19 protein-coding genes and 1 pseudogene are annotated in these 20231 nt (G+C 64.6%); 7 read left to right on the top strand and 13 right to left on the bottom strand.

Going from position 1 to position 20231, the window contains the following annotated elements; all coding sequences use genetic code 11:
* Window positions 1–61: 61 nt before the first annotated feature.
* Together AC3WMU_RS18740 and AC3WMU_RS18745 are read right to left on the bottom strand one after the other, a co-directional pair.
* On the bottom strand, window positions 62–1033 hold the full coding sequence (locus AC3WMU_RS18740; RefSeq protein WP_424624291.1) for a LysR substrate-binding domain-containing protein: 972 nt from the start codon (window positions 1031–1033) through the stop codon (window positions 62–64).
* Window positions 1034–1140: 107 nt separating this feature from the next.
* Window positions 1141–2106, bottom strand: a complete 966-nt coding sequence (locus AC3WMU_RS18745; protein ID WP_035214235.1) for an AraC family transcriptional regulator — start codon at window positions 2104–2106, stop codon at window positions 1141–1143.
* 314 nt (window positions 2107–2420) lie between these two features.
* On the opposite strand from AC3WMU_RS18745, the gene AC3WMU_RS18750 reads away from it, so the two are divergent.
* The 3 genes and pseudogenes from AC3WMU_RS18750 to AC3WMU_RS18760 all read left to right on the top strand — a co-directional run.
* Window positions 2421–3467, top strand: coding sequence for an aldo/keto reductase (locus AC3WMU_RS18750; RefSeq protein WP_006227839.1), 1047 nt, complete (start codon window positions 2421–2423; stop codon window positions 3465–3467).
* Between the two features lie 164 nt (window positions 3468–3631).
* Window positions 3632–4861 (top strand): SMI1/KNR4 family protein, encoded by a 1230-nt coding sequence (locus tag AC3WMU_RS18755; protein WP_424624293.1) that lies wholly within the window; start codon window positions 3632–3634, stop codon window positions 4859–4861.
* Between the two features lie 31 nt (window positions 4862–4892).
* Window positions 4893–5691: pseudogene (locus tag AC3WMU_RS18760) on the top strand (YoaK family protein); the annotation flags it as partial.
* Here AC3WMU_RS18760 and AC3WMU_RS18765 read toward each other — a convergent pair.
* The 3 genes from AC3WMU_RS18765 to AC3WMU_RS18775 all read right to left on the bottom strand — a co-directional run bounded on the left by AC3WMU_RS18765 (window position 5660) and on the right by AC3WMU_RS18775 (window position 7844).
* The gene (locus AC3WMU_RS18765) at window positions 5660–6430 is read right to left on the bottom strand and encodes a hypothetical protein (protein WP_492282798.1); all 771 of its coding nucleotides are present in this window, start codon (window positions 6428–6430) and stop codon (window positions 5660–5662) included. The pseudogene AC3WMU_RS18760 and the gene AC3WMU_RS18765 sit on opposite strands and share 32 nt — an antisense overlap.
* Before the next feature lie 7 nt (window positions 6431–6437).
* The gene (locus AC3WMU_RS18770; protein ID WP_492282799.1) at window positions 6438–7175 is read right to left on the bottom strand and encodes a tetratricopeptide repeat protein; all 738 of its coding nucleotides are present in this window, start codon (window positions 7173–7175) and stop codon (window positions 6438–6440) included.
* Window positions 7176–7295: 120 nt separating this feature from the next.
* Complete coding sequence (locus AC3WMU_RS18775; protein WP_492282800.1) at window positions 7296–7844, bottom strand: fasciclin domain-containing protein; 549 nt, start codon at window positions 7842–7844, stop codon at window positions 7296–7298.
* Between the two features lie 296 nt (window positions 7845–8140).
* Here AC3WMU_RS18775 and AC3WMU_RS18780 point away from each other — a divergent pair, with 296 nt between their 5' ends.
* Complete coding sequence (locus tag AC3WMU_RS18780) at window positions 8141–8794, top strand: thiopurine S-methyltransferase (RefSeq protein ID WP_006227844.1); 654 nt, start codon at window positions 8141–8143, stop codon at window positions 8792–8794.
* A 69-nt stretch (window positions 8795–8863) separates the two neighbouring features.
* Here AC3WMU_RS18780 and AC3WMU_RS18785 read toward each other — a convergent pair whose 3' ends face one another.
* From AC3WMU_RS18785 to AC3WMU_RS18810, 6 genes are all read right to left on the bottom strand, one after another.
* Complete coding sequence (locus AC3WMU_RS18785) at window positions 8864–9631, bottom strand: SDR family oxidoreductase (protein WP_492282801.1); 768 nt, start codon at window positions 9629–9631, stop codon at window positions 8864–8866.
* Window positions 9628–10623: an NAD(P)H-quinone oxidoreductase gene (locus AC3WMU_RS18790; protein ID WP_006227846.1), complete on the bottom strand. Its 996-nt coding sequence runs from the start codon at window positions 10621–10623 to the stop codon at window positions 9628–9630. Before AC3WMU_RS18790 ends, AC3WMU_RS18785 begins: the two co-directional genes overlap by 4 nt.
* 19 nt (window positions 10624–10642) lie before the next feature.
* On the bottom strand, window positions 10643–11347 hold the full coding sequence (locus AC3WMU_RS18795; protein ID WP_006227847.1) for an ABC transporter ATP-binding protein: 705 nt from the start codon (window positions 11345–11347) through the stop codon (window positions 10643–10645).
* Complete coding sequence (locus AC3WMU_RS18800; protein ID WP_006227848.1) at window positions 11340–13121, bottom strand: branched-chain amino acid ABC transporter ATP-binding protein/permease; 1782 nt, start codon at window positions 13119–13121, stop codon at window positions 11340–11342. The genes AC3WMU_RS18795 and AC3WMU_RS18800 overlap by 8 nt, the downstream gene beginning before the upstream one ends.
* 22 nt (window positions 13122–13143) lie before the next feature.
* Entirely contained in the window at window positions 13144–14010 is an 867-nt protein-coding gene (locus AC3WMU_RS18805) for a branched-chain amino acid ABC transporter permease (RefSeq protein ID WP_006227849.1), read from the bottom strand.
* 121 nt (window positions 14011–14131) lie between these two features.
* Complete coding sequence (locus AC3WMU_RS18810; RefSeq protein ID WP_006227850.1) at window positions 14132–15331, bottom strand: ABC transporter substrate-binding protein; 1200 nt, start codon at window positions 15329–15331, stop codon at window positions 14132–14134.
* Window positions 15332–15663: 332 nt separating this feature from the next.
* On the opposite strand from AC3WMU_RS18810, the gene AC3WMU_RS18815 reads away from it, so the two are divergent.
* Genes AC3WMU_RS18815 through kce form a run of 3 tightly spaced genes read left to right on the top strand, consistent with a single transcriptional unit; the run spans window position 15664 to window position 18330 of the window.
* On the top strand, window positions 15664–16446 hold the full coding sequence (locus AC3WMU_RS18815; protein ID WP_315138282.1) for an SDR family oxidoreductase: 783 nt from the start codon (window positions 15664–15666) through the stop codon (window positions 16444–16446).
* The gene (locus AC3WMU_RS18820) at window positions 16446–17402 is read left to right on the top strand and encodes a 3-hydroxyacyl-CoA dehydrogenase (protein WP_088591291.1); all 957 of its coding nucleotides are present in this window, start codon (window positions 16446–16448) and stop codon (window positions 17400–17402) included. The genes AC3WMU_RS18815 and AC3WMU_RS18820 overlap by 1 nt, the downstream gene beginning before the upstream one ends.
* On the top strand, window positions 17395–18330 hold the full coding sequence (gene kce / locus AC3WMU_RS18825) for a 3,5-dioxohexanoate:acetyl-CoA acetone transferase (RefSeq protein WP_280027986.1): 936 nt from the start codon (window positions 17395–17397) through the stop codon (window positions 18328–18330). The genes AC3WMU_RS18820 and kce overlap by 8 nt, the downstream gene beginning before the upstream one ends.
* 37 nt (window positions 18331–18367) lie before the next feature.
* Here the strand turns inward: kce and AC3WMU_RS18830 are convergent, their stop codons facing one another.
* Entirely contained in the window at window positions 18368–19438 is a 1071-nt protein-coding gene (locus AC3WMU_RS18830; RefSeq protein ID WP_492282802.1) for a glycerol dehydrogenase, read from the bottom strand.
* Window positions 19439–19447: 9 nt separating this feature from the next.
* Window positions 19448–20152: a GntR family transcriptional regulator gene (locus AC3WMU_RS18835; protein ID WP_006227855.1), complete on the bottom strand. Its 705-nt coding sequence runs from the start codon at window positions 20150–20152 to the stop codon at window positions 19448–19450.
* Window positions 20153–20231 lie beyond the last annotated feature (79 nt).

Here is a 20231-nt window from a genome sequence, read left to right on the forward strand (position 1 = left end):
GAACAGAATTCTAAATACAAGCCAATAGCCGCGGTAGACGGGATTTTCGCGTCTCAGCGTTCTATAAATCGGACGATGCGGGGCCGCTTTTCAGGAAGGGAATGCGGTGGCGTTGCTGGGTCTCGTATTCGCGCCGGGCGCTTTCACGGTACTCCGCATTCATGAAATCCAGAAGTTCGCGCACGGCCGGCAACAAACCTCGCCGCGAGGGGAATACGGCATGGACGGCGCCCGGCTCCGGATACCACGGCGCCCCGACCGGCACCAGCGTGCCCGCATCCAGTTCGTCGCGGATCATCATCAGGGGCAGGGCCGCGACGCCCACGCCGCGCAGCGTGGCTTGCTTGAGCGCCAGCATGTCGTCCGTGACCAGGCGGGGGGTGAACGGCACGTTCTGCCGGGCGCCGTCGGGGCCATCCAGGCGCCACTGGCATTCGCGCTGCTCGGTGCCCAGCGCCAGCGTGGGCAGTTGGCTGATCTGGCTGACGTCGGCGCCGGCGGGCAGCGTGCGCGCAAGCGCCGGGCTGGCCGCGAGGGTCTGGCAACTGGTGCCCAGGTGCTTCATCACCAGGTCGCTGCTTTCGATGGGCCCGAAGCGCACGCGCACGGCCAGGTCGAACCCCTCGCGCAGCACGTCGACCGGGCGGGAGAAACTCTTCAAGTACACGTGCACCTTGGGACACTTTTCCATGAAGCGCGCGACGACATCGCCCAGGAAGTAATAGATCAGCGCGGGCGGTGCGCTCATGCGGATCGTGCCTTGCGGCTCGGCGTGGGTGCGGTCGATAACGTCTTGTGCGGCTTCGGCGCCGGCCAGCATCGACAGGCATTGGTCGAAGTATTCCTGGCCCAGTTCGGTCACGGCGAAGGTGCGAGTGGACCGCTGGATCAGGCGCACGCCCAGACGGTCTTCAAGCAGGGCGATGCGGCGGCTGAGGCGGGACTTGGGAATGTCCAGGGCGCGCCCTGCCGGCGCGAAGCCGCCGTTCCTGACGACCTGGACAAAGTAATAGAGATCATTCAAGTCGTGCATGGACTTTCCGCTGTTCTGATAATGGGACGTAGCGGGGAGCATATAACGCCCGCCACGTCCCCAGGCGGAAAGCCTGCGGGCAACGCCGCTTGCCGACGCTCGCCAGGTCAGGCCGGCGCGCCGGCCGATTCCTCTTTCCAGCGCTGCTTGTCGCGCAGCGGCGGCGTGCCGAACAGGCGGCTGTATTCGCGGCTGAACTGCGACGAACTCTCATACCCCACGGCGTGCGCGGCCAACGCGACGCCGGCGTCGTCGCTCAGCATCAGCCGGCGCGCTTCCTGCAGCCGAAGGTGCTTCTGGTATTGCAGCGGGCTCATCGCGGTGGCCTGCTTGAAGTGGTGATGCAGCGACGATACGCTCATGTGCACGTCGCGGGCGATCTCCTCCACGCGCAGCGGCTGGGCGTAGTTGTCCCGCAGGATGCGGATGGCCTTGGCCACACGGTTGAGCTGGCTGTCCTGCAGCACCGTCTGGCGCAGCACCACGCCCTGGCCGTTCATCAGCAGGCGGTAGAGCAGTTCACGCTTGACCATGGGCGCCAGGATGGGGATGTCGCGCGGGGTGTCCAGCAGCCTCAGCAGCCGCAGCACCACGTCCAGCAGGGACCCGCCCAGTGGATTGACGCACAGCGCGCGCGACGCTTCGGCCGGCAACAGCGGCGGCAGGTTCTCGTCGCTGATCAGTTCCGCGATCTCTTCCGGGTTCAGATCCAGGCGCAGGCCCAGATAAGGCAGGGTGGGGCTGGCGACCGACACCTTGGCCACCACGGGCAGGTCCACCGACGAGATCAGGTAATGGAAGGGGTCGTACTCATAGGACTCGTCGCCGATCAGCAAGCGCTTGGACCCTTGGGCAATGACCGCCAGCGCGGCTTTTTGCAAGCCGGGTTTGGCGCCGGTGGGCTGGGACAGGCGGTGCAGGTACAGGCCCTCGATGGGCGTATCCAGCGACCCCTCCAAATCCCCCGTCATCCGGTCCAGCGTGCAAAGCAGCTCGCGTCGCGCCGGCTCGTAGGCGATGTCCAGGGGGGCAGCGCTGGCGAAATCTCCGGGTCGAACGGTAGTAATAGGCATGGAGGCTCCTGAAGGCGTGCCGCCCGCGCGGGCGGCCGGCGGAGCAGAGGATTAAGCGGGCTCCAGTGTATGCCCAGCAACGGCGGGCTGGACAGTCGTGATTTCGGGGTGTGGAGAAATGGGCAAAAAGTTTGGAGGATCGGGCGCATGCCTGATCCTCTGCCGCTACTGGCAGAGAATCAGGCAAAAAAGGGGCAGGATCAAGCAGCGCGCGGTCGGCCTTCCGGACGCATACTGTCTTCACCCCGGCAAGCCAGCGTCCGGCGCTCCATCCCGGGGCGCGCAGGCCGGCTGCCCCCAGAAGGAGTGCAATCATGCGGTACAAGAAATTTGGCAGCACCGGCCTGTTCGTCTCGGAACTCTGCCTGGGCACGATGACTTTCGGCGGCGAAGGCGAGCTGTGGAGCAAGATCGGCGCCCTGCAACAAGAGGACGCGAACCGGTTGGTGGGCCGGGCATTGGATGCGGGCGTCAATTTCATCGACACGGCGGACGTGTACTCCGAAGGCAGGTCGGAAATGATCACCGGACAGGCGTTGCGTGACCTGAAGGTGGCGCGCGACGACGTGGTCATCGCCACCAAGGTCTTCGGCCAGACCGGCGCCGGCGTGAATGCGCGCGGCAATTCGCGCTCGCACATCCTGGACAGCGTGAAGAAGAGTTTGTCGCGCCTTCAGCTGGACCATATAGACCTGTACCAGATCCATGGGTTCGACCCGGCGACGCCGGTCGAGGAAACCGTGCGTGCCCTGGACACCCTGGTGCAGCACGGCCATGTGCGCTACGTGGGCGTTTCCAACTGGGCCGCCTGGCAGATCATGAAGGCGCTGGGCATCGCCGAACGCCTGGGACTGGCGCGGTTCGAATCGCTGCAGGCCTATTACACGATCGCGGGCCGCGACCTGGAACGCGAACTGGTCCCCATGCTGCAAAGCGAAGGGGTGGGCCTGATGGTGTGGAGCCCGCTGGCTGGCGGCCTGCTCAGCGGCAAGTACGGCCGCGACGGGTCGGCCGAAGCCGGTAGCCGCCGCGCCGCGTTCGACTTCCCGCCGGTCGACCGCGACCGCGCCTATGACAGCATCGACGTTCTGAAAACGGTGGCTGATGCGCGCGGCGTGTCAGTCGCGCAGGTGGCCTTGGCCTGGTTGCTGCACCAGCAGGTGGTGACCAGCGTCATCATCGGCGCCAAGCGTGTCGATCAGTTGGACGACAACCTGGCCGCCACCGGCATCAAGCTGACGCAGGACGAACTGGCCGCGCTGGACAAGGTCAGTGCGCTGCCGCCCGAATATCCCGGCTGGATGCATGTGCGCCAAGGCGAATTCCGGCGCAAGCAACTGGCCGAATCGGGCGCGGCATAAGCGCGGCGGCGTTCAGGGCTGGACCGGGGACCAGGCGTCGACAAACGTCTCCAGGTCCAGCTTTGCCGCCATTTGCGTTGGCGTGGCAAGCGTCGCGGCGGGGGCGGCATCTGCGCGGTAGGGGGCTAGTAGAATCTTTGCAGCGGCAACTCCGAAGATTTCCCATGAGCGACTCCTTTTCCCCCGATGAATCCCGCGCGCTGCGCGAGCATGGCATTGCGCTGTTCGCGGATCGCGTCCTGATCGCCGTGCAGCCGCCTTTGGCCGAGACGCGCATCGCAGAAATTGAAGCGGCCTGCGCCGGCCCCTTGCCGGACGCGCTGCGCGACTTGTGGCGCCTGACCGCGGGCGGCGAACTGGCCTACGATCTGCGCGCAACAATGGACGGCAATGAAGAGGCGCTGAGCTGGGCCGAATTGTTCTATGACGGCAGCGATCACTACCGCGATCTGCAAGGGTGGATCGAACACGAACAAGCCTGCGCCGAAGAGGCTGCCGACGAAGACGGCGAAGCCTGGAACGGCACGCTGCGCTATCTGCCCATCGGCGGCTTCGAGTATTGCGACCGCATCTATGTCACCGTCGAACCCGGCCCGCGCGCAGGCAGCATCGTGGCGTGGAAGAAAGGCTTGCCGGGCTGGACCCATGCCTTGCAGCAGGACGGCATCGCAACCATCGCGCCGGACCTGCACGCGGCATTCGCCGCGCTATGCCTTGAGACGGACCCGGACCAAGACGAGGACAGCCCCGGCGTGCGCGTGCTGGAGTATCTGGACGAGCGCGTGTCGGACCACGGCATGCCGCAGGCCCTGGCGGACAAGGTGACCGCGTTCTACCTGCGCGCGCGGGTGGACTGGCGCGGCCCGCTGGCGGCCGGCACGCTGCTTGCGTCACCGCATCTGGCCGGCCTGGCCTTGCAACATGCGCTAGCCCAGGATGATGCCGCGCTGGTGCAGCAATTGGCCGGGCAGGGCATGTCGTTTGATTTGCCCCTGCGCGGCAGCGCCAAGCCGGTCGAGGTCGCATTGATGCAGCATGCCTATGCGGCCACCGACGCCCTGCTGCAGGCCGGCGCCCCTGTCAGCCCCACGGCGATCCATCGACTGGACTGCAAACCGTCTCCCGAACTGATTCAGGGCCTGCTCGCCCACGGCGCCGTCGCCGATGCGCTGGGCGTGGCGCGCTGCGTGGCCTGCGGGTCGCCCGAGGCCGCGCGCCTGGTCGCCCACGCTTGCGGAGCAGGCATTGAAACCGCTTACGCCGACGTGCGGGATTCCATGGCCAATAGCTACGAGGAAGACCTACGCCGTGTGCGTGCGGGCAAACTGGGCCATTATCTAGGGGCCGAGGGCCTGGCCGAGCGCGTCGCCAACCTTCGGAATTTCTCGCTGTGACGTTCAACGATCCTGTTTTGAAGGAACAAGGGTGGCCATTCCGTATTTGCGGCGGTTGACGGCCGTCAGCCGCAGTCCGCAAGCCAACCGGCATCTTGCCTACTTCCTGACCTTCACCGCCGGGGCGGTCAATGCCGGCGGTTTCCTGGCCGTTCAGCAATACACCTCGCACATGTCGGGCATCGTTTCGATGATGGCCGACCACATGGCGTTGGGCGGCATGATCGTGGTGCTGCAGGGCCTGGCCGCATTGCTCTCCTTCCTGGCCGGCGCGGCCAGTTCCGCGTTCCTGATCAATTTCGGCCGACGCTCCCACCTGGCCAGCGAATACGCCTTGCCGCTGTTGCTCGAAGCCGTGCTGCTGCTGGGCTTCGGGCTGCTGGGCGCCAACCTGGAGACCTTGCGCTGGTTCTACGTGCCGGGCACGGTCATGCTGCTGTGCTACATCATGGGCCTGCAAAACGCGATGATCACCAAGGTGTCGCGCTCCGAGATCCGCACGACGCACGTGACGGGCATGGTGACCGACATCGGCATCGAACTGGGCAAGCTGTTTTACTGGAACGTGGCTAAGGGCGATGCCCAGACCATGCCGCCCGTGCGGGCAGACCGCGCGAAGCTGATCGTGCTGAGCCTGATGGTGACGCTGTTCTTCGTGGGCGGCGTGACAGGCGCCTATTCGTTCTTCCACTTCGGCTTCGGGTCGACCTGGCCGTTGTCGCTGCTACTGACGCTGCTGGCGGTGGTGCCGATCGCAGACGACATCCGCAGCTTCATCCACCGCGCCTAGCCACAGCGCTATCGCTTCGCTTTGCCCGCGGTGGAGTAGGCCAGGAAGACTTGCAGCGCCGCCAGCGTTTCGTAGTGCAGCCGTTTCAGCCTTGCGTCCTTGACGGGGTCGATCACCGCATAACCCTTCGCGTCCACCGGATAGGGCTCACCCAGCAAGCGGGCCATGTCGATCTGGTAGTAGCTGGCATCGCCATACGGCCGTTTGCCGTCGATGTACGGCATCGGCCAGAAGCGTTCGCCTTCGCGCAGCACGGCCTGCAGCGACTTTGCATCCACCTCGCGCCAGACCGCGGCACGCAGCAACGTCAGATGCGCTTGTTGCAGCGTGAAGCCGCCTTGCGCGTCGACACCGCTTTCCGGGAAGTCGAACGCCTCTTTCATTTCGGCCGGCACGGTGTAGCGCCCGGGCCGCAGCATGCCTAGAGACTCCACGTAGCGGGGCAGCAGACGGCACACTTCCGCCAGGCGGCGAATGGCCAGCGCATCGTCCGTGGTCTTGAGCGCGTTGCGTGCGATGGCCAATGTGTCGGCGCCACCCAGCAGCGGTTGCTCGAAATCGACGGTGGGCGCACCGGATTCGACGGGCATCCACAGCACGCGCAGCAGGCGTACCAGGGTCGCGTGCTGGCCGGTATAGGCCAGGGTGCCGGAAGGCGCCGCATACACCTGTTGGATGATCGCGTCCCGTTCGGGCGAGGCAATGGCGCGCAATGGGGCAACGGTCAGGCCGGCCAGGGCCAGCAGCAGCGTCCGGCGTGTTATCGGATTTCCGGTCATCGGGAGCTCACTTCGGCATGCTGTTCAATTCGGACTCGGCCAGCGGGTATCCGGGTTGCAGGCGCAGCGCGGCTTCATAGGATAAGCGGGCGTCGCTTAAACGGCCAAGCCTGCGCTGCAGGTTGCCCATATTGGTCAGGATCAGCGCACTGGCGGGTTTGGCTGCAACGGCCTTCTGATAGGTTTGAAGTGCTTCCGCTTCGCGGTCCAAGGCGTCCAGCAACGAGGCCTGCAGGTTGTAGCCGATGCTCCAATCGGGAAAGCGCCGGGTCAGTTCCTGCGTGGTGGCCAACGCGTTGGGCAGGTCGGACCGTTCGGCTTGTGCGCCGGCCTTGTTGATGTAGGCCCACTTGTTGTCGGGGTTGAGCTTGAGGGACTGGTCGATCAGGTCCTGTGCGGCGGCAGGATTGCCTTGCTGGCTTTGCAGCTTGCCCAGGAACAGCAGGACATCCGCATTGCGCGGGTCCTTGCGCGCCATCTCTTCGCCCAGGCGCTGCGCTTGCTGGCGGTCGCCGGCGCGCAATGCCGCGGACACCTGCGCGTTCAATTCCTGCATGGCGGGCGGCAACTGCTGAATGCGGGCGCGCAAGGCCTCGTTGTCGGCCTGCAGTTCGGTTTGGTAGGCATGGTCCAACTGTGAGGCCGTCTGCGCCCGGGCGGCGGGCGGCGCCAGGGTCAGCGCCAGCGCAAGCAGCGGCGAATACAGCAGTACGGACGGCAAACGGCGGCGCAAGATCGCAAGCATGGAGGCGGCGGTTCGGAATGGAGGGGGACAGGGCAGGTCCCTACGATACCGGAACCGCGGCCGGCGGCAAAAGGCCCGGCGGGATGGCCGGGCCTTCGCTCTGCCGGTTTGCCGACGCAATCACTTCGGCATCAGCACCGTATCGATGACGTGGATCACGCCGTTGGACTGGTAGACGTCATAGGTGCTGATGGTGGACACGCCTCCTTTCTCGTCCTTCAGGGTCAGGTTGTGCTTGCCGTTCATCATCACCCACAGCTTGCCGCCGCTGGCGGCGGTCAGTTCCGTAGAGCCGCCGCCCTTCTTGACCTTGGCGGCCAGCGCGTCGAAATCCAACTTTCCGGGCACCACGTGATAGGTCAGGATCTTGGTCAGCGTCGCCTTGTTTTCAGGCTTGACCAAGGTATCGACCGTGCCGGCCGGCAGTTTGCCGAACGCGGCGTTGGTCGGGGCGAACACCGTGAACGGGCCCTTGCCCTGCAGCGTGTCCACCAGGCCTGCGGCCTTTACCGCCGCGACCAGCGTGGTGTGGTCCGCGGAATTTACCGCGTTGGCCACGATGTTCTTCGAGGGCATCATCGCCTGTCCGCCGACCATGACATCGGCGGCATACGTGGGCGACAGGGTCAGGGCAGAGCAGGCGATGGCAATCGAGGCTAGCAATTTCATGACGATCTCCTTTTGTGTGGCCGTCATGAGCAGATACGGGGCTGGCTCGCGATTGGATGCGTTTTTTCCTCTAGGTGTAATCCCTGATCGGACGGCGTGGCGCAAAGCGCGGCCCTGCAGCGCGCCCATCGGCTTTACCCGGGTCGGGGCACTACAATGCCGGGCACCGGATTGCGCGGAATCAAGCGCGCCGGCGGCGATACCCGTTACGCTGGGTGCGCCAAGGCGTCCGGGCCCCGGCCGGCCCGGTAGAAGCGATGAGCTTGCAACCGAAATACAGGAGGAGCAGACAACGTATGGACGCAGAATTCTGGTTGGAACGCTGGCGCGAAGGGCGCACGCACTTTCATCAAACCCGGATCACGCCGCTCTTGCAGAAGTACTGGCCCACGCTGGCCGTACCGAAGGGTGGACGGGTGTTGGTGCCGCTTGCCGGAAAGTCGCTGGACATGGTTTGGCTGGCGGCGCAGGGCCACTCGGTGTTGGGAGTCGAACTCTCCCAGCTCGCGGTGGACCAGTTCTTCGAAGAGAACGAGCTTCGACCCGCCACGCACGAATCCGTCTACGGCAAGCACTACGTGTCGGGCAACATCGAAATCATTTGCGGCGACATCTTCAAGCTGGATGCCCAAGTGCTGTCGCACTGCGTGGGCGTCTATGACCGCGCCGCGCTGGTCGCCTTGCCCGAAGCCATGCGCGCCCAGTACGTGCGCCACGTCTATGGGCAGTTGTCGCCCGCCTGCCGGGGCCTGCTGATCACGCTGGACTACCCGCAGGAAGAAATGGCCGGGCCGCCGTTCTCGGTGGTGGACAGTGAAGTCCAGGCGATCTTCGCAGGCGTCTCGCCCGCGGTGATCATCGACCGCCGCGACATCCTGGACAAGGAGCCCAAGTTCCAGAGCGCCGGCGTCAGCCGTCTGGACACGGTGGTCTACCGCCTGGGGGTGTAGGATGGGTGAAGCGCAAGAGTCCTTAAGCTAGAACTCGGCTATCGAACGCGCGCAACCCATCATCTCGCATCAGGTCATCAGCCACCCACCGGCCACGTCCAGCACTTGGCCGGTGACGAACCGGGCCTGATCGGACGCGAAGAACAGGCAGGCGTCGGCCACTTCCTCAGGCGTGCCCAACCGGCGTAGCGCAGTCACCTGTGCCACGGCGTCATTGATGGCTTTCGGCACGCTTTTCAGCAGCGGCGTGCTGATGCGGCCCGGCGCCAGCGCGTTCACCGTCACGTCGTATTCGCCCAGTTCCGCCGCCCAATGGCGGGTCAGGCCGATCAGGCCGGCCTTGGTGGCCGCGTAGTGCGCCGCCACGATGTCGCAGTAGGCCTTGCCGGCCACCGACGACATGTTGATCACGCGCCCCTGGCGCTGCTTGACCATGTGCGGCGTGGCCAGATGCGTCATGTAGAACACGCTGTTCAGGTTCACCGACACCACGTTGTCCCATTCCCCCGGCGGCATCTCCCAGACCTTCAGCGCGCGGCCGTCCGTCTTGGGCGAGATGCCCACGTTGTTCACGAGGATCGTGGCTGCGCCCAGTTCGGACGTGATGCGATCGTAGGCTGCCTGGCACTGGTCGAAATGTGCCACGTCGGCGTGCACGAACGCGACCTGATGGCCATGCTTACGTAGCTCCTTCTCGAACGCCTGGCCCGCCTGCGATTTGAAATCGACGAGGCCGACCCGGCCGCCTTCGGCCAGGAACCCCTCGACGATGGCCGAGCCGATGCCGCCCACCGCGCCAGTGACGATGGCGACCTGGTCCTGGAAGCGGCCGCTCATGCCTGTACCTTCAGCATGATCTTGCCGATGTGCTTGCTGCTCTCCATCAGCGCATGCGCCTGGGCTGCCTCGGCCAGCGGGAACACTTTATAGATCAAGGGCAGGCATTGCCCTTGCTCCATCAGCGGCACGACCTTGCTGGCGAGCGACCGCGCAATGTCGCCCTTGTCGTCGTCCGAGCGCGGACGCAGCGTCGACCCCGTGAATTGCAGCCGCTTGGTCATGATCGGCAGCGCGTCGATTTCGGCCTTGCTGCCTTCCAGGAAGGCGATCTGCACCAGCCGGCCATTGACGGCCAGCAGGCGGATGTTCTTGTTGATGTAGGCGCCGCCCACCATGTCCAGGATCACGTCCACGCCGGTGCCGCCGGTGGCCTGGCGGACCTCGGCTTCGAAGTCCGCATCCCGGTACAGCACGGCGTGATGCGCGCCGGCCTTCAGGCAGGCGTCCGCCTTGTCCTGGTTGCCGACGGTGGTCCAGACCTCGGCGCCGAAGGCGCGGGCCAGCTGGATGGCCGTCAGGCCAATGCCGCTGGACCCGCCATGCACCAGGAACTTCTCGCCGGCCGACAAGCGGGCGCGGTCGAACACGTTGGTCCAGACCGTGAAGTAGTTTTCGGGGATGGCGGCGGCGGACAGCAAGTCCATGCCGCGCGGCACGGGCAGGCAGTGGCGTTCGTCGGCCAGGCAATACTGGGCGTAGCCGCCACCCGGCGTCAGCGCGCACACGGCGTCGCCGGCCTTCCAGGCGGTGACGTCCGGGCCGACGGCGATGATGGTGCCGGAGACTTCCAGCCCCAGATAGGGGGAAGCGCCCGGCGGCGGCGGATACGAGCCCGAGCGTTGTAGCACGTCGGGGCGGTTCACGCCGGCGTAGGCCACTTCGATCAAGACTTGGCGGCCGGTGGGGGCGGCCATGTCGCGCTCGGCGACGTGCATGCAATCGGGCGCGCCGCCCTTGCCGTGGTCGATGAATGTGCAGCGTAGAGTCATAAGAAACGGGTCCTGGTCATCAATGGCCCAGATAGGCCTTTTTCACGTGAGGGTCGCTAAGCAGTTCGGCGCCGGTGCCGGTGCGCACGATGGCGCCGTTCTCCAGCACGTAGCCGCGGTCGGCAAGACGCAGGGTGCGGAACACGTTCTGTTCCACCAGCAGCACCGTCACGCCGTGCGAGGTGACGTCGCGGATGATGTCGAACATCTGCTGCACCAACAGCGGCGACAGGCCCAGTGAGGGTTCGTCGAATACCAGCAGCTTCGGGTCGGCCATCATGCCGCGCGCGATCGCCACCATCTGTTGTTCTCCGCCGGACAACGAGCCGGCGTATTGCGTCAGCCGTTCTTTGACGCGCGGGAAAATGCGCAGCACCTCATCCAGCTTGCGCTGCACGATGGGGCGCGCGGCGCGCTTGTAGGAACCCATCAGCAGATTGTCGCGCACGGTAAAGTGCGGGAACAGCTGGCGGCCCTCGGGAATCATGGTGATCCCGGCGTCTACGATGTCATAGGGGTTGCGGTTGGTCAGGTCGTGGCCTTCGAATTCGACCTTGCCCTGCATGGCGGGGATCACGCCGCACAGGGTCTTGAGCGTCGTCGTCTTGCCGGCGCCGTTGGCGCCGATCAGGGTGACGATCTCGCCTGCATTGACCTCGAAGTTCAGGCCGTTCAGCACCTGGCTCTTGCCATAGCCCGACGACAGATTCGTCACCTTAAGCATCCTGATACTCCTTGCCCAAATAGGCTTCGATGACGGCGGGGTTCTCGACCACGTCCTTGGGCGCGCCGCTGACCAGCACCGCGCCTTCGTTCAGGACGATGATGCGGTCGGACAGCGCCATCGTGGCCTGCATCATGTGTTCGATCAGCAGCACCGACACGCCCGAGTCGCGGATGCGGCGGATCATCTGGATGGACTTCTCGATGTCGGTGGGGTTCAGCCCCGCCATCACTTCGTCCAGCAGCAGGATGCGCGGCTTGATGGCCAGCGCGCGGGCGATTTCCAGCCGCTTCATGCCGCCCACCGTCAGGCTGCGCGCTTCGGTATTCAGATACTTGACCAGGTCCGTCTGCTCGGCCACCTTCAGCGCGATCTGCTCGGCCTCATCGCGGCTGGACGTGCGGATGAAGGCGCCCAGCATGATGTTCTCAAGCACCGTCAGGCCGGTGAACGGCTTGGCTATCTGGAAAGTGCGGCCCAGGCCCTTGTGCGCATACTCGTCCGGCGTCCTGCAGGTGACCCAGTTGCCGTCCGCGTCCAGCATCGAGATGCCGCCCTTGTCCGGCGACAAAAAGCCCGACAGCAGATTGAACACCGTGGTCTTGCCGGCGCCGTTCGGCCCGATCATGCCCAGGATCTCGTTCTGGTTCAGCGTCAGCGACACATCATTGGTGGCGCGCAGGCCGCCAAAGCTCTTGAACAGCTTGTCAGCCTTCAGCACCGGCTGCTCGGAACGGGTGGCGTTGTGCAACCGAAGTTCGTCGGCCAGCTTGAGCTTCTTGCGTGGCGAACCCAGATAGGGCAGGCGCGCCAGCCCGCGTTCGATGGCGGGGCCGAACGCGCCGGCCAGACCGCGCGGAATGGTCAATACCACCGCCACCAGGATCAGGCCATAGATCAGCCCGTGCATGCCGTTACCCACGCTGGACAACCAGCCGCGCGCAAGTTCCGCGATCGGCAGCACCAGGAAGGTGCCCGCGATCGGACCGGCCACGGTGCCCAAACCTCCGATCAACGCGAACATGGCGACCTGGATCGACAGCTCCAGCGAGAACGCCGAACTGGGATCCACGAAGGTCAGGTACGTGATGTGGAAGGTGCCGATGATGCTGGTCAACATGGCCGACACGACCGCGGCGATGATCTTCACGCGCACCGTGGGGATGCCCACGGCAAGCGCGGCGTCTTCGCGTTCCCGGATGGCGATCAGGTAATGGCCGATACGCGACTTGCGGATGTACCACGACACCCACGTCACGAACAGGAACAGCCCGAACGCGATGATCACGTAGTTGAGCTTTTCGCGGAACACGATCCATGCCCAGCCGATGTTCAACGGCAGGCTGATGCCGCTGGAGCCGCCCGTCCAGCTTTCTTCGTGGATGACCAGCAGCCGCACCACTTCCAGGATGGCGATGGTGGCCAGCGCGAAGAACGGCCCGCGCAGGCGCAGCGTGGGATAGCTGATCAGGATGGCGACGCCGGCCGAGATGGCCGCGCCGGCCAGCATGCCGAACCACGGCGAAATGCCGAAGTTCTGCGTCAGCAGTGTGGCCGTGTAGCCGCCGATGCCGTAGAAGACGGCGTGGCCCAGCGACAGTTGGCCCGCGTAGCCACCCACGATGTTCCACGCGACGGACAAGGACGAAAAAACGAACAGCAGGACGAAAAGGTTGGTCCAGAAGGGCGTGCCCATGACGGCGGGCACGATGAACATGACGATCAGCAAAATCAGGCTGACGTAGGCTTTGGGGCTTCGAAAGTCGGGAAACACGTCTCGCTCCTTGTGGCTCTGATCACTCTGTTCCAACGCCGAACAGGCCGTTCGGACGCAGGACAAGGATCAAGAGGAAGATCCCGAAATACACGACCTCTTTCAGGTCGGGGGCGATGTAATAGCCGGCCAGCGTATCCACGATGCCGATGATCATGGAGCCGGCGACGGCGCCGTACAGGCTGCCCAGGCCGCCCAGCACCACGATCACGAACGCCGTCAGCACGAAGTACGTGCCCACGGTGGGAAACACCGGATACTGCGGCGCCAGCAGGCCCGCGGCGATGCCGACGAATGCCGTGCCCAGGCCGAAGGCGATGGCGTAGACGTTGTTGACGTTCACGCCCATCAGGGTGGCGGCATAGCGATGCTGGGCCACGGCGCGAAGCGCGCGTCCCAGATAGGTGCGGTGCATGAACAGATGCAGCAGCACCGCCAGGCTGATGCCGACCACGAACGTGATCAGCTGGCCCGTCACCATCGAGTAGTTGCCCACGTCGATGGCATTCGTGCCCAGTTCCACCGGCGCGCGATACACGTTGGCGCCGAAGATCACCAGCGCAAGGTTGAGCAGAATGGTGGATACGCCCACCGTGGCGAAGATCTGGATGTGCTGGTCGGCGTTGAGCAACGGCTGGATGATGCCTTTCTGCGTCAGCGCACCCAGCGCGAACAGGATGACGGCAACCGGGACCAGGCCTACATACGGATGGACGCCGAATTGCGCCGCGATCAGATAGACCAGGTACATGCCGATCATCAGGAACTCGCCGTGCGCGAAGTTCACGACGCGCACGACGCCGAAGATCAGCGTCAGCCCCAGGCTGATGATGGTGTACGCGCCGCCCAGCAACAGGCCGTTGATGACCAGTTGAATGAATATATCCATGGTGCAACCTCTTAGAGCGGGATGCGGCCCCGGCACGGCCGCGGTGAAAGCGGCCGCGCAGGAGCGCGCAATTCCCGGGAAACGTCAGGCGCCCCCGAGCGCCTGATCACTGGCGTCGCGCTTACTTCTTGAAGACCGGCTTGCCAAGTGCGAGGTTGCTGGGTGCGATGGTGACGAGCTTGCCGTCCTGCCACTGCATCACGTAGAACGTGGAGGCGTTGTTCTGGCCGTCTTCGCCGAAGTCGAAGGCCCAGCCGTTGGCCGTCTGGCCGGCCGGCTTCTTGTAGGCCATGACCGCGGCGCGAATCTTGTCCTTGTCGGTGGATTTGGCGTTGCCGATGGCTTCGAAGAAGGCCTTGGCGCCCACGTAGTTGGTCAGGCTGTGGCCTGATTGCGGGTCGCTCTTGTAGGTGGCCTTGTAGGCTTCCAGGAACTTGTCCAGGCCCGGCGCGCCAGCCGGATTGATGGACGACTGCGGGAAGTCAAGGTCGAACACGCCGTTCATGTCGGCGCCGACCGCCTTGGCCGTATCGGCCAGCGAATAGCCGCCGCCTGCGCCAATCACGACCTTGGGCTTGAAGCCCGCGGCGCGCGCCTGGCTGAAGAACAGGATGGCGTCGTTCTGATAGGCCGTCTGGAGCACCACGTCCACCTTGGCGCCCTTCAGGCGCAGGATCAGGGACGACAGGTCTACCGTCTTGGCCGAGTAGGGCAGCACTTCAGCCACCGTGTAGCCCAATTCCTGGGCACGCTTCTTTTCGGTGGCGGCCACGTCCGTGCCGTAAGGACCGTCTTCGTGGATGATGCCGATCTTGATGTCCTTGGGGTTCAACCCCATGCCCGGGGCGATCGTGTCATGCAGCGCATTGACCACCGACACGCCGTACAGCGCCGTATTGGGGTTGCTGCGGAACAGGTACTTGTAGCCGCGCGTGGTGATCTTGTGGGCGGTGGCGCCCAGTTCGAAATACGGCACGCCCGCCAGTTCCGTCACGGGCGAGGCCGCGTACGAAATGCCGGAGGCATAGCTGCCGAATACGCCGACCACGTTGGCCGAGATCAGGCGCTTGGTTTCCGACACGGCCTGCGTGGGGTCCACGGCGTCCGCCTTGACGATTTCGATCTTCTCGCCGTTCACGCCGCCTGCGGCGTTGATCTCGTTGACGGCCAGCTCCAGACCGCGATAGCTCTCTTGTCCCAGGAGCGCAAGTGCGCCGCTGAACGGGAAGAGGGCGCCCACTTTCATGTCGGCCGCTGCGGTGCCGCTTGCCAGTGCGCCGCACACGCCCAGCGCCAGAATAATCTTATTGAACTTGAACACGGTCTACGCTCCTTTGTCGGTATGGGATGCGGACTGTTTTTAGTGGTGTCCGTCTTTTTTAAATATATGATATATGTGCCGGCCAGGTAAAAAAACCCCGCCTTGGATTCTAGTTGGGGCCGCAACTAGCCGAATCGGGGAATTCCCTAAAGCCGCATGAATAAAGCCTCAGCGGCCGATAAGGGGCGAAATGAACCGCAATATTTCGTCAGGCGGGCGTACCTTCCGGCTGGCCGCCAGCGTTACCGAAAGTACGAGAAACTAGCCGGCTTAATCATATATCCTATATCATCAAACGCGCGCTTTTCCATAAAAACCCAGGAGACAGAAGCATGTTCGAGGAAGTCAATTTCGCCGGAAAACGGGTCCTGATCACCGCGGGCGCGGATGGTCTGGGCCTGGAGATGGCCAAGGTGTTCCATCATGCGGGTGCCACGGTGTTCGTGTGCGATGTGAACGAAGCGCGCCTGGCCGCGCTGCCGGCCGAATTGCCTGGCGTGCATACCGCGGTTGCGGACGTATCCGACGAGGACAGCGTGGGCGCGCTTTTCGCTGCGGTCAAGCAGAAGTTGGGCGGCCTGGACATCCTGATCAACAACGCGGGCGTGGCTGGGCCCACCGGTTACGTTGAAACCCTGTCCAAGGCGGACTGGGACCGCACGTTGGCCGTGAACATCACCGGCCAGTTCCTGTGCGCGCGCCAGGCCATCGGCCTGCTGAAGGCATCCAAGGCGGGCGTAATGATCAACCTGTCTTCCGCCGCCGGTCACCTGGGTTTTGCGGGGCGGTCGGTGTATTCCGCGTCCAAGTGGGCGGTGATCGGGTTCACCAAGTCGCTGGCGATCGAACTGGGGCCGCATGGCATCCGGGTCAACGCCATCCTGCCGGGCGCCGTCGAAGGCCCGCGCATCCGTGCCGTCATCGCAGCGAAGGCCGATACGTTGGGACGTCCGGTGGACGAGATCGCCTCGCAGTACGAAAACCAGGCCGTGCTGGGCCGCATGGTCACGGCGCGCGACATCGCCAACATGGTGCTGTTCAACGCCAGCGAAGCCGCCCGCAGCGTCACGGGCCAGGCCATCGTGGTGGATGGCTTCACGCAGAAGCTCTACTGATGGGTACCGGCTCCCCGGCGCGTTGCGCCGCCATCATCGGAACGGGCCTGATCGGCCAGGGCTGGGCCATCGTGTTCGCCCGCAAGGGCTGGGACGTGCGCCTGTACGACGTCAATGCGGCCATGCTGGCCGAAGCGCGTTCGTTGATCCTGCAGCAACTGCGCGAACTGGAAACCCAGGGCCTGTTGGAAGACGCCAGCGGCATCATCGAGCGGGTGCACGTGGCCGGCAGCCTGGCCGACGCGGTCAAGGGCGCCAGCTACATACAAGAGAACTCGCCGGAAAAGGTCGAGATCAAGCGCGCGCTGTTTACGGAACTGGACGCCGTGGCCGAACCCGACGCGGTGATCGGCAGTTCGACCTCCAGCATCCCCGCCAGCCAATTCACCGAACACCTGCCCGGACGGCATCGCTGCCTGGTTGCGCACCCGGTCAACCCGCCTTATCTGATTCCTGTCGTGGAGCTATGCCCCGCGCCCTGGACCAGTCCGCAGGCGCTGGATGCCGCCCGCGAGGCCATGACGGCCATCGGCCAGAAACCGGTGCTGGTCCGCCGCGAAATCGAAGGCTTCATCCTTAACCGCCTGCAGGGCGCCTTGCTGCACGAGGCGTTCCGGCTGGCCAAAGCAGGCATCGCCAGCGCCGAAGACATCGACGTGACCGTGAAGGACGGCCTGGGCTTGCGCTGGTCGTTCATGGGGCCGTTCGAAACGATCGACCTGAATGCGCCGGGCGGCATTGCTGACTACTGCGCGCGGTACGGTGGCCTGTACGAGTCCATCGGTGCCGACCAGGGCGAATGCGTGGCCTGGGACGGCGCGTTGGTCGCCGCGCTGGAGGACGAACGCCGCGGCTTACTGCCGCAGGAAGACCTTGCCAAGCGCCGCTTCTGGCGCGATGAAAAGCTGATGCGCCTGATGCGCCACAAACAAGAGAACGGAGACAACAATGGCTAAGCCCAAACAGAAAGTCGTCATTACCTGCGCCGTGACGGGCGCCATCCATACGCCCAGCATGTCGCCGCACCTGCCGGTCACCGCCGATGAAATCGCGGAAGCCGCCATCGGCGCGGCCAAGGCCGGCGCGGCGGTGTTGCACCTGCACGCGCGCGATCCGCAGACGGGCAAGCCGTCTCAGGATCCCGCACTGTTCAAGCCGTTCCTTGAGCGGATCAAGAACGAGACCGATGCCATCATCAACATCACCACCGGCGGCAGCCCGCACATGACGGTGGAAGAGCGCATGCGCCCGGCTACGACCTTCCAGCCCGAACTGGCTTCGCTGAACATGGGGTCGATGAACTTCGGCCTGTTCCCGATGCTGGACCGCTTCCAGGACTTCAAGCATGACTGGGAACGGGAACACCTGGAGAACAGCCGCTCGCTGATCTTCCGCAATACCTATCAAGACATCGAATCCATCCTGACGCTCGGCAACGCCAACGGCACGCGCTTCGAATTCGAGTGCTACGACATCAGCCACCTCTACAACCTGGCGCACTTCGTCGACCGCGGGCTGGTGAAGTCGCCGCCGTTCATCCAATCCGTGTTCGGCATCCTGGGCGGCATCGGCCCGCACCCGGAAGACCTGATGCACATGAAGCGCACGGCAGACCGGCTGTTCGGCAACGACTACGAATGGTCGATCCTGGGCGCGGGCCGCAACCAGATGCCGCTGGCGACCATCGGTGCCGCGATGGGCTCCAACGTGCGCGTGGGCCTGGAAGACTCGCTGTGGATCGGCCCGGGGCAGTTGGCGGAGTCCAACCGCGTGCAGGTCGAGCGCATCCGCTCCATCCTCGAGGCGCTGAACCTGGAGGTGGCGACGCCCGACGAAGCGCGCGCCAAGCTGGGCCTGAAGGGCCGGGAAAACGTGAAGTTCTGATCAGGGAGGCAGGCCGGCGCGGGTGCGCCGGCCGCGTTCAAGCGTGGCGGCGCAGCGCGTCGGCAAGCGTGGCGACGTCCAGCTCGCGATCGAAATTGGCGGCATGGCGTGCCTTCAAGGTCAGTTCCGCCGCCAGGGTCAAGTCCGCGTCGCCAGGGGTATCGGCGGCGCCCAGTTCGCGCAGCGTGGTGGGCAGGCCCACTTGGGCGTACCACTGGGTCAGGTCGGCCAGCATGCCGTCGTTGCGCTGTTCCAGGTCCAGTTGCACCAGCAGGCCGACTGCGACCTGCAGGCCATGCAATGCCGTCGCCACGCCGCCAATCTTGGGCAGCCCGCGCGTGAGTGCGTGGGCGATGGACAGGCCGCCGCTTTCAAAACCGAGACCGCTCATGAGGATCATCGCTTCCACCACGCGCTCGAACGCCGGCGTGGGCTGGCCGGTGCCCGCAGCCGCCACGGCATCCACGCCATCGGCCAGCAGGGTGCGCAGGCAGCCGTCGGCGATCAGTTGCGCCGACAGCAGCGGCGCGCCGTCGTACATGTTCTTGCCGCCGTTGCGCTGGCATTGCTCGGCTTCGAACTTCTTCGAAATGGCGTCGCCCAGGCCGGCGCGGAAGAAGTGCACCGGCGCGGTGGCGATGATGGCGGTGTCCACCAGCACGACCGTGGGATTGAACAGCATGTGTTCGACGGCCAGGAGGTTGTGATGTTCGTCGTACAGCACATAGTTCTTGCTGGTGGGCGCGTCGTTGGATGCCACCGTGGGCACCGTGATCAGATGGCAGTGGGCCGACTTCGCCACCGCCTTGCCCGCATCCAGCGACTTGCCGCCACCCACCGCCACCACCATGTCGATGCCGGCGTCCGAGGCTTGCGCGCGCAATTGCGCGATCAGTTCGGGTGTCAGGTCGCCGTCGACGATCAGCGGCGTCAGCGCTACACCGTGTTCAGCGCACAAGGCGTCGATTCTTGGACCCAGCACGCCATGGACGTAGCGGTCGATGACCAGGGCGGCGCGGCGCCCGAACAAGGCGGCGTACTGGCCCAAGGTGGCCAGGGCGCCCGCTCCCTGTATGTAGCGGCTGGGAGCGCCAAAAATCTTCAGCATGAAGTCTTCCTATTTGCGTGGCACGGGAGGGCGGTAGTCGAGCTCTTTCTCGCGCTCGACCAACCAGTCAATCATGATCTTGCCGCCCCAGACCAGGTCGGCCTGGATGGCGCTGCGCGCCGCTTCGGAGTCCCGCGCTTCCAGCGCTTCCAGCACGGCTTCGTGGCGATGCTCGTTTTCGGAATAGTCCAGGCCGGCCGTCTTGATGTGGAAGACCTTCAGGATGGGGCCCGTGATGACCCAGAACGATTCCACCGTGCTGCGCAGGATGGGCTTGTTGCTGGCTTCCAGGATGCCGAAGTGGAACTTGCGGTTCAGGTAGCTGGCGCGCTTGGGGTCCGTCGACGTGCAGGAGATGAAGTCCCGCTGCAAGGCGACCAGATTGTCCAGCTGCTTGCGCGTGATGTTCTGCGCGGCCTCGGCCGCGCCCATGCCTTCCAGATGGAAACGGATCTGCTGGATTTCGCGCAGCTTCTCCGAATTCACGTAGGGCACATAGACCGCCGTGGCGGCCTGCATCTCCAGGCCCTGCTCGCTGATCAGGCGGAAGATGGCCTCGCGTACGGGCGTGATGGACACGCCCATTTCTTGGGCCAGTTCGCCAATGATCAGGCGTTCTCCGGGTTCGTACTGCCCGTTGATCAGGGCATTGCGGATTTCGTTGTAGACCCTGACGGAGAGGTTCTCTTTCTTTACCGGTTTGAGGCTGGGCATGACGTTTCGGGCTTGCTGTATTGAGGGAACGGGTGAATCCGGAATGAATTCTAGCCCGCCATAGCCAATTCAAGCTCAA

Source organism: Achromobacter sp. FW305-C-13 (assembly GCF_058783475.1).

Bases quoted from the DNA above. Each gene is read 5' to 3' on its own strand.
- AC3WMU_RS18795 (WP_006227847.1), bottom strand. From the start codon at position 11,347: ATGCTTAAGGTGACGAATCTGTCGTCGGGCTATGGCAAGAGCCAGGTG.
- AC3WMU_RS18830 (WP_492282802.1), bottom strand. From the start codon at position 19,438: ATGCTGAAGATTTTTGGCGCTCCCAGCCGCTACATACAGGGAGCGGGC.
- AC3WMU_RS18805 (WP_006227849.1), bottom strand. From the start codon at position 14,010: ATGGATATATTCATTCAACTGGTCATCAACGGCCTGTTGCTGGGCGGC.
- AC3WMU_RS18765 (WP_492282798.1), bottom strand. From the start codon at position 6,430: ATGACCGGAAATCCGATAACACGCCGGACGCTGCTGCTGGCCCTGGCC.
- kce (WP_280027986.1), top strand. From the start codon at position 17,395: ATGGCTAAGCCCAAACAGAAAGTCGTCATTACCTGCGCCGTGACGGGC.
- AC3WMU_RS18785 (WP_492282801.1), bottom strand. From the start codon at position 9,631: ATGAGCGGCCGCTTCCAGGACCAGGTCGCCATCGTCACTGGCGCGGTG.
- AC3WMU_RS18820 (WP_088591291.1), top strand. From the start codon at position 16,446: ATGGGTACCGGCTCCCCGGCGCGTTGCGCCGCCATCATCGGAACGGGC.
- AC3WMU_RS18780 (WP_006227844.1), top strand. From the start codon at position 8,141: ATGGACGCAGAATTCTGGTTGGAACGCTGGCGCGAAGGGCGCACGCAC.
- AC3WMU_RS18750 (WP_006227839.1), top strand. From the start codon at position 2,421: ATGCGGTACAAGAAATTTGGCAGCACCGGCCTGTTCGTCTCGGAACTC.
- AC3WMU_RS18815 (WP_315138282.1), top strand. From the start codon at position 15,664: ATGTTCGAGGAAGTCAATTTCGCCGGAAAACGGGTCCTGATCACCGCG.
- AC3WMU_RS18770 (WP_492282799.1), bottom strand. From the start codon at position 7,175: ATGCTTGCGATCTTGCGCCGCCGTTTGCCGTCCGTACTGCTGTATTCG.
- AC3WMU_RS18755 (WP_424624293.1), top strand. From the start codon at position 3,632: ATGAGCGACTCCTTTTCCCCCGATGAATCCCGCGCGCTGCGCGAGCAT.
- AC3WMU_RS18775 (WP_492282800.1), bottom strand. From the start codon at position 7,844: ATGAAATTGCTAGCCTCGATTGCCATCGCCTGCTCTGCCCTGACCCTG.
- AC3WMU_RS18790 (WP_006227846.1), bottom strand. From the start codon at position 10,623: ATGACTCTACGCTGCACATTCATCGACCACGGCAAGGGCGGCGCGCCC.
- AC3WMU_RS18835 (WP_006227855.1), bottom strand. From the start codon at position 20,152: ATGCCCAGCCTCAAACCGGTAAAGAAAGAGAACCTCTCCGTCAGGGTC.
- AC3WMU_RS18745 (WP_035214235.1), bottom strand. From the start codon at position 2,106: ATGCCTATTACTACCGTTCGACCCGGAGATTTCGCCAGCGCTGCCCCC.
- AC3WMU_RS18740 (WP_424624291.1), bottom strand. From the start codon at position 1,033: ATGCACGACTTGAATGATCTCTATTACTTTGTCCAGGTCGTCAGGAAC.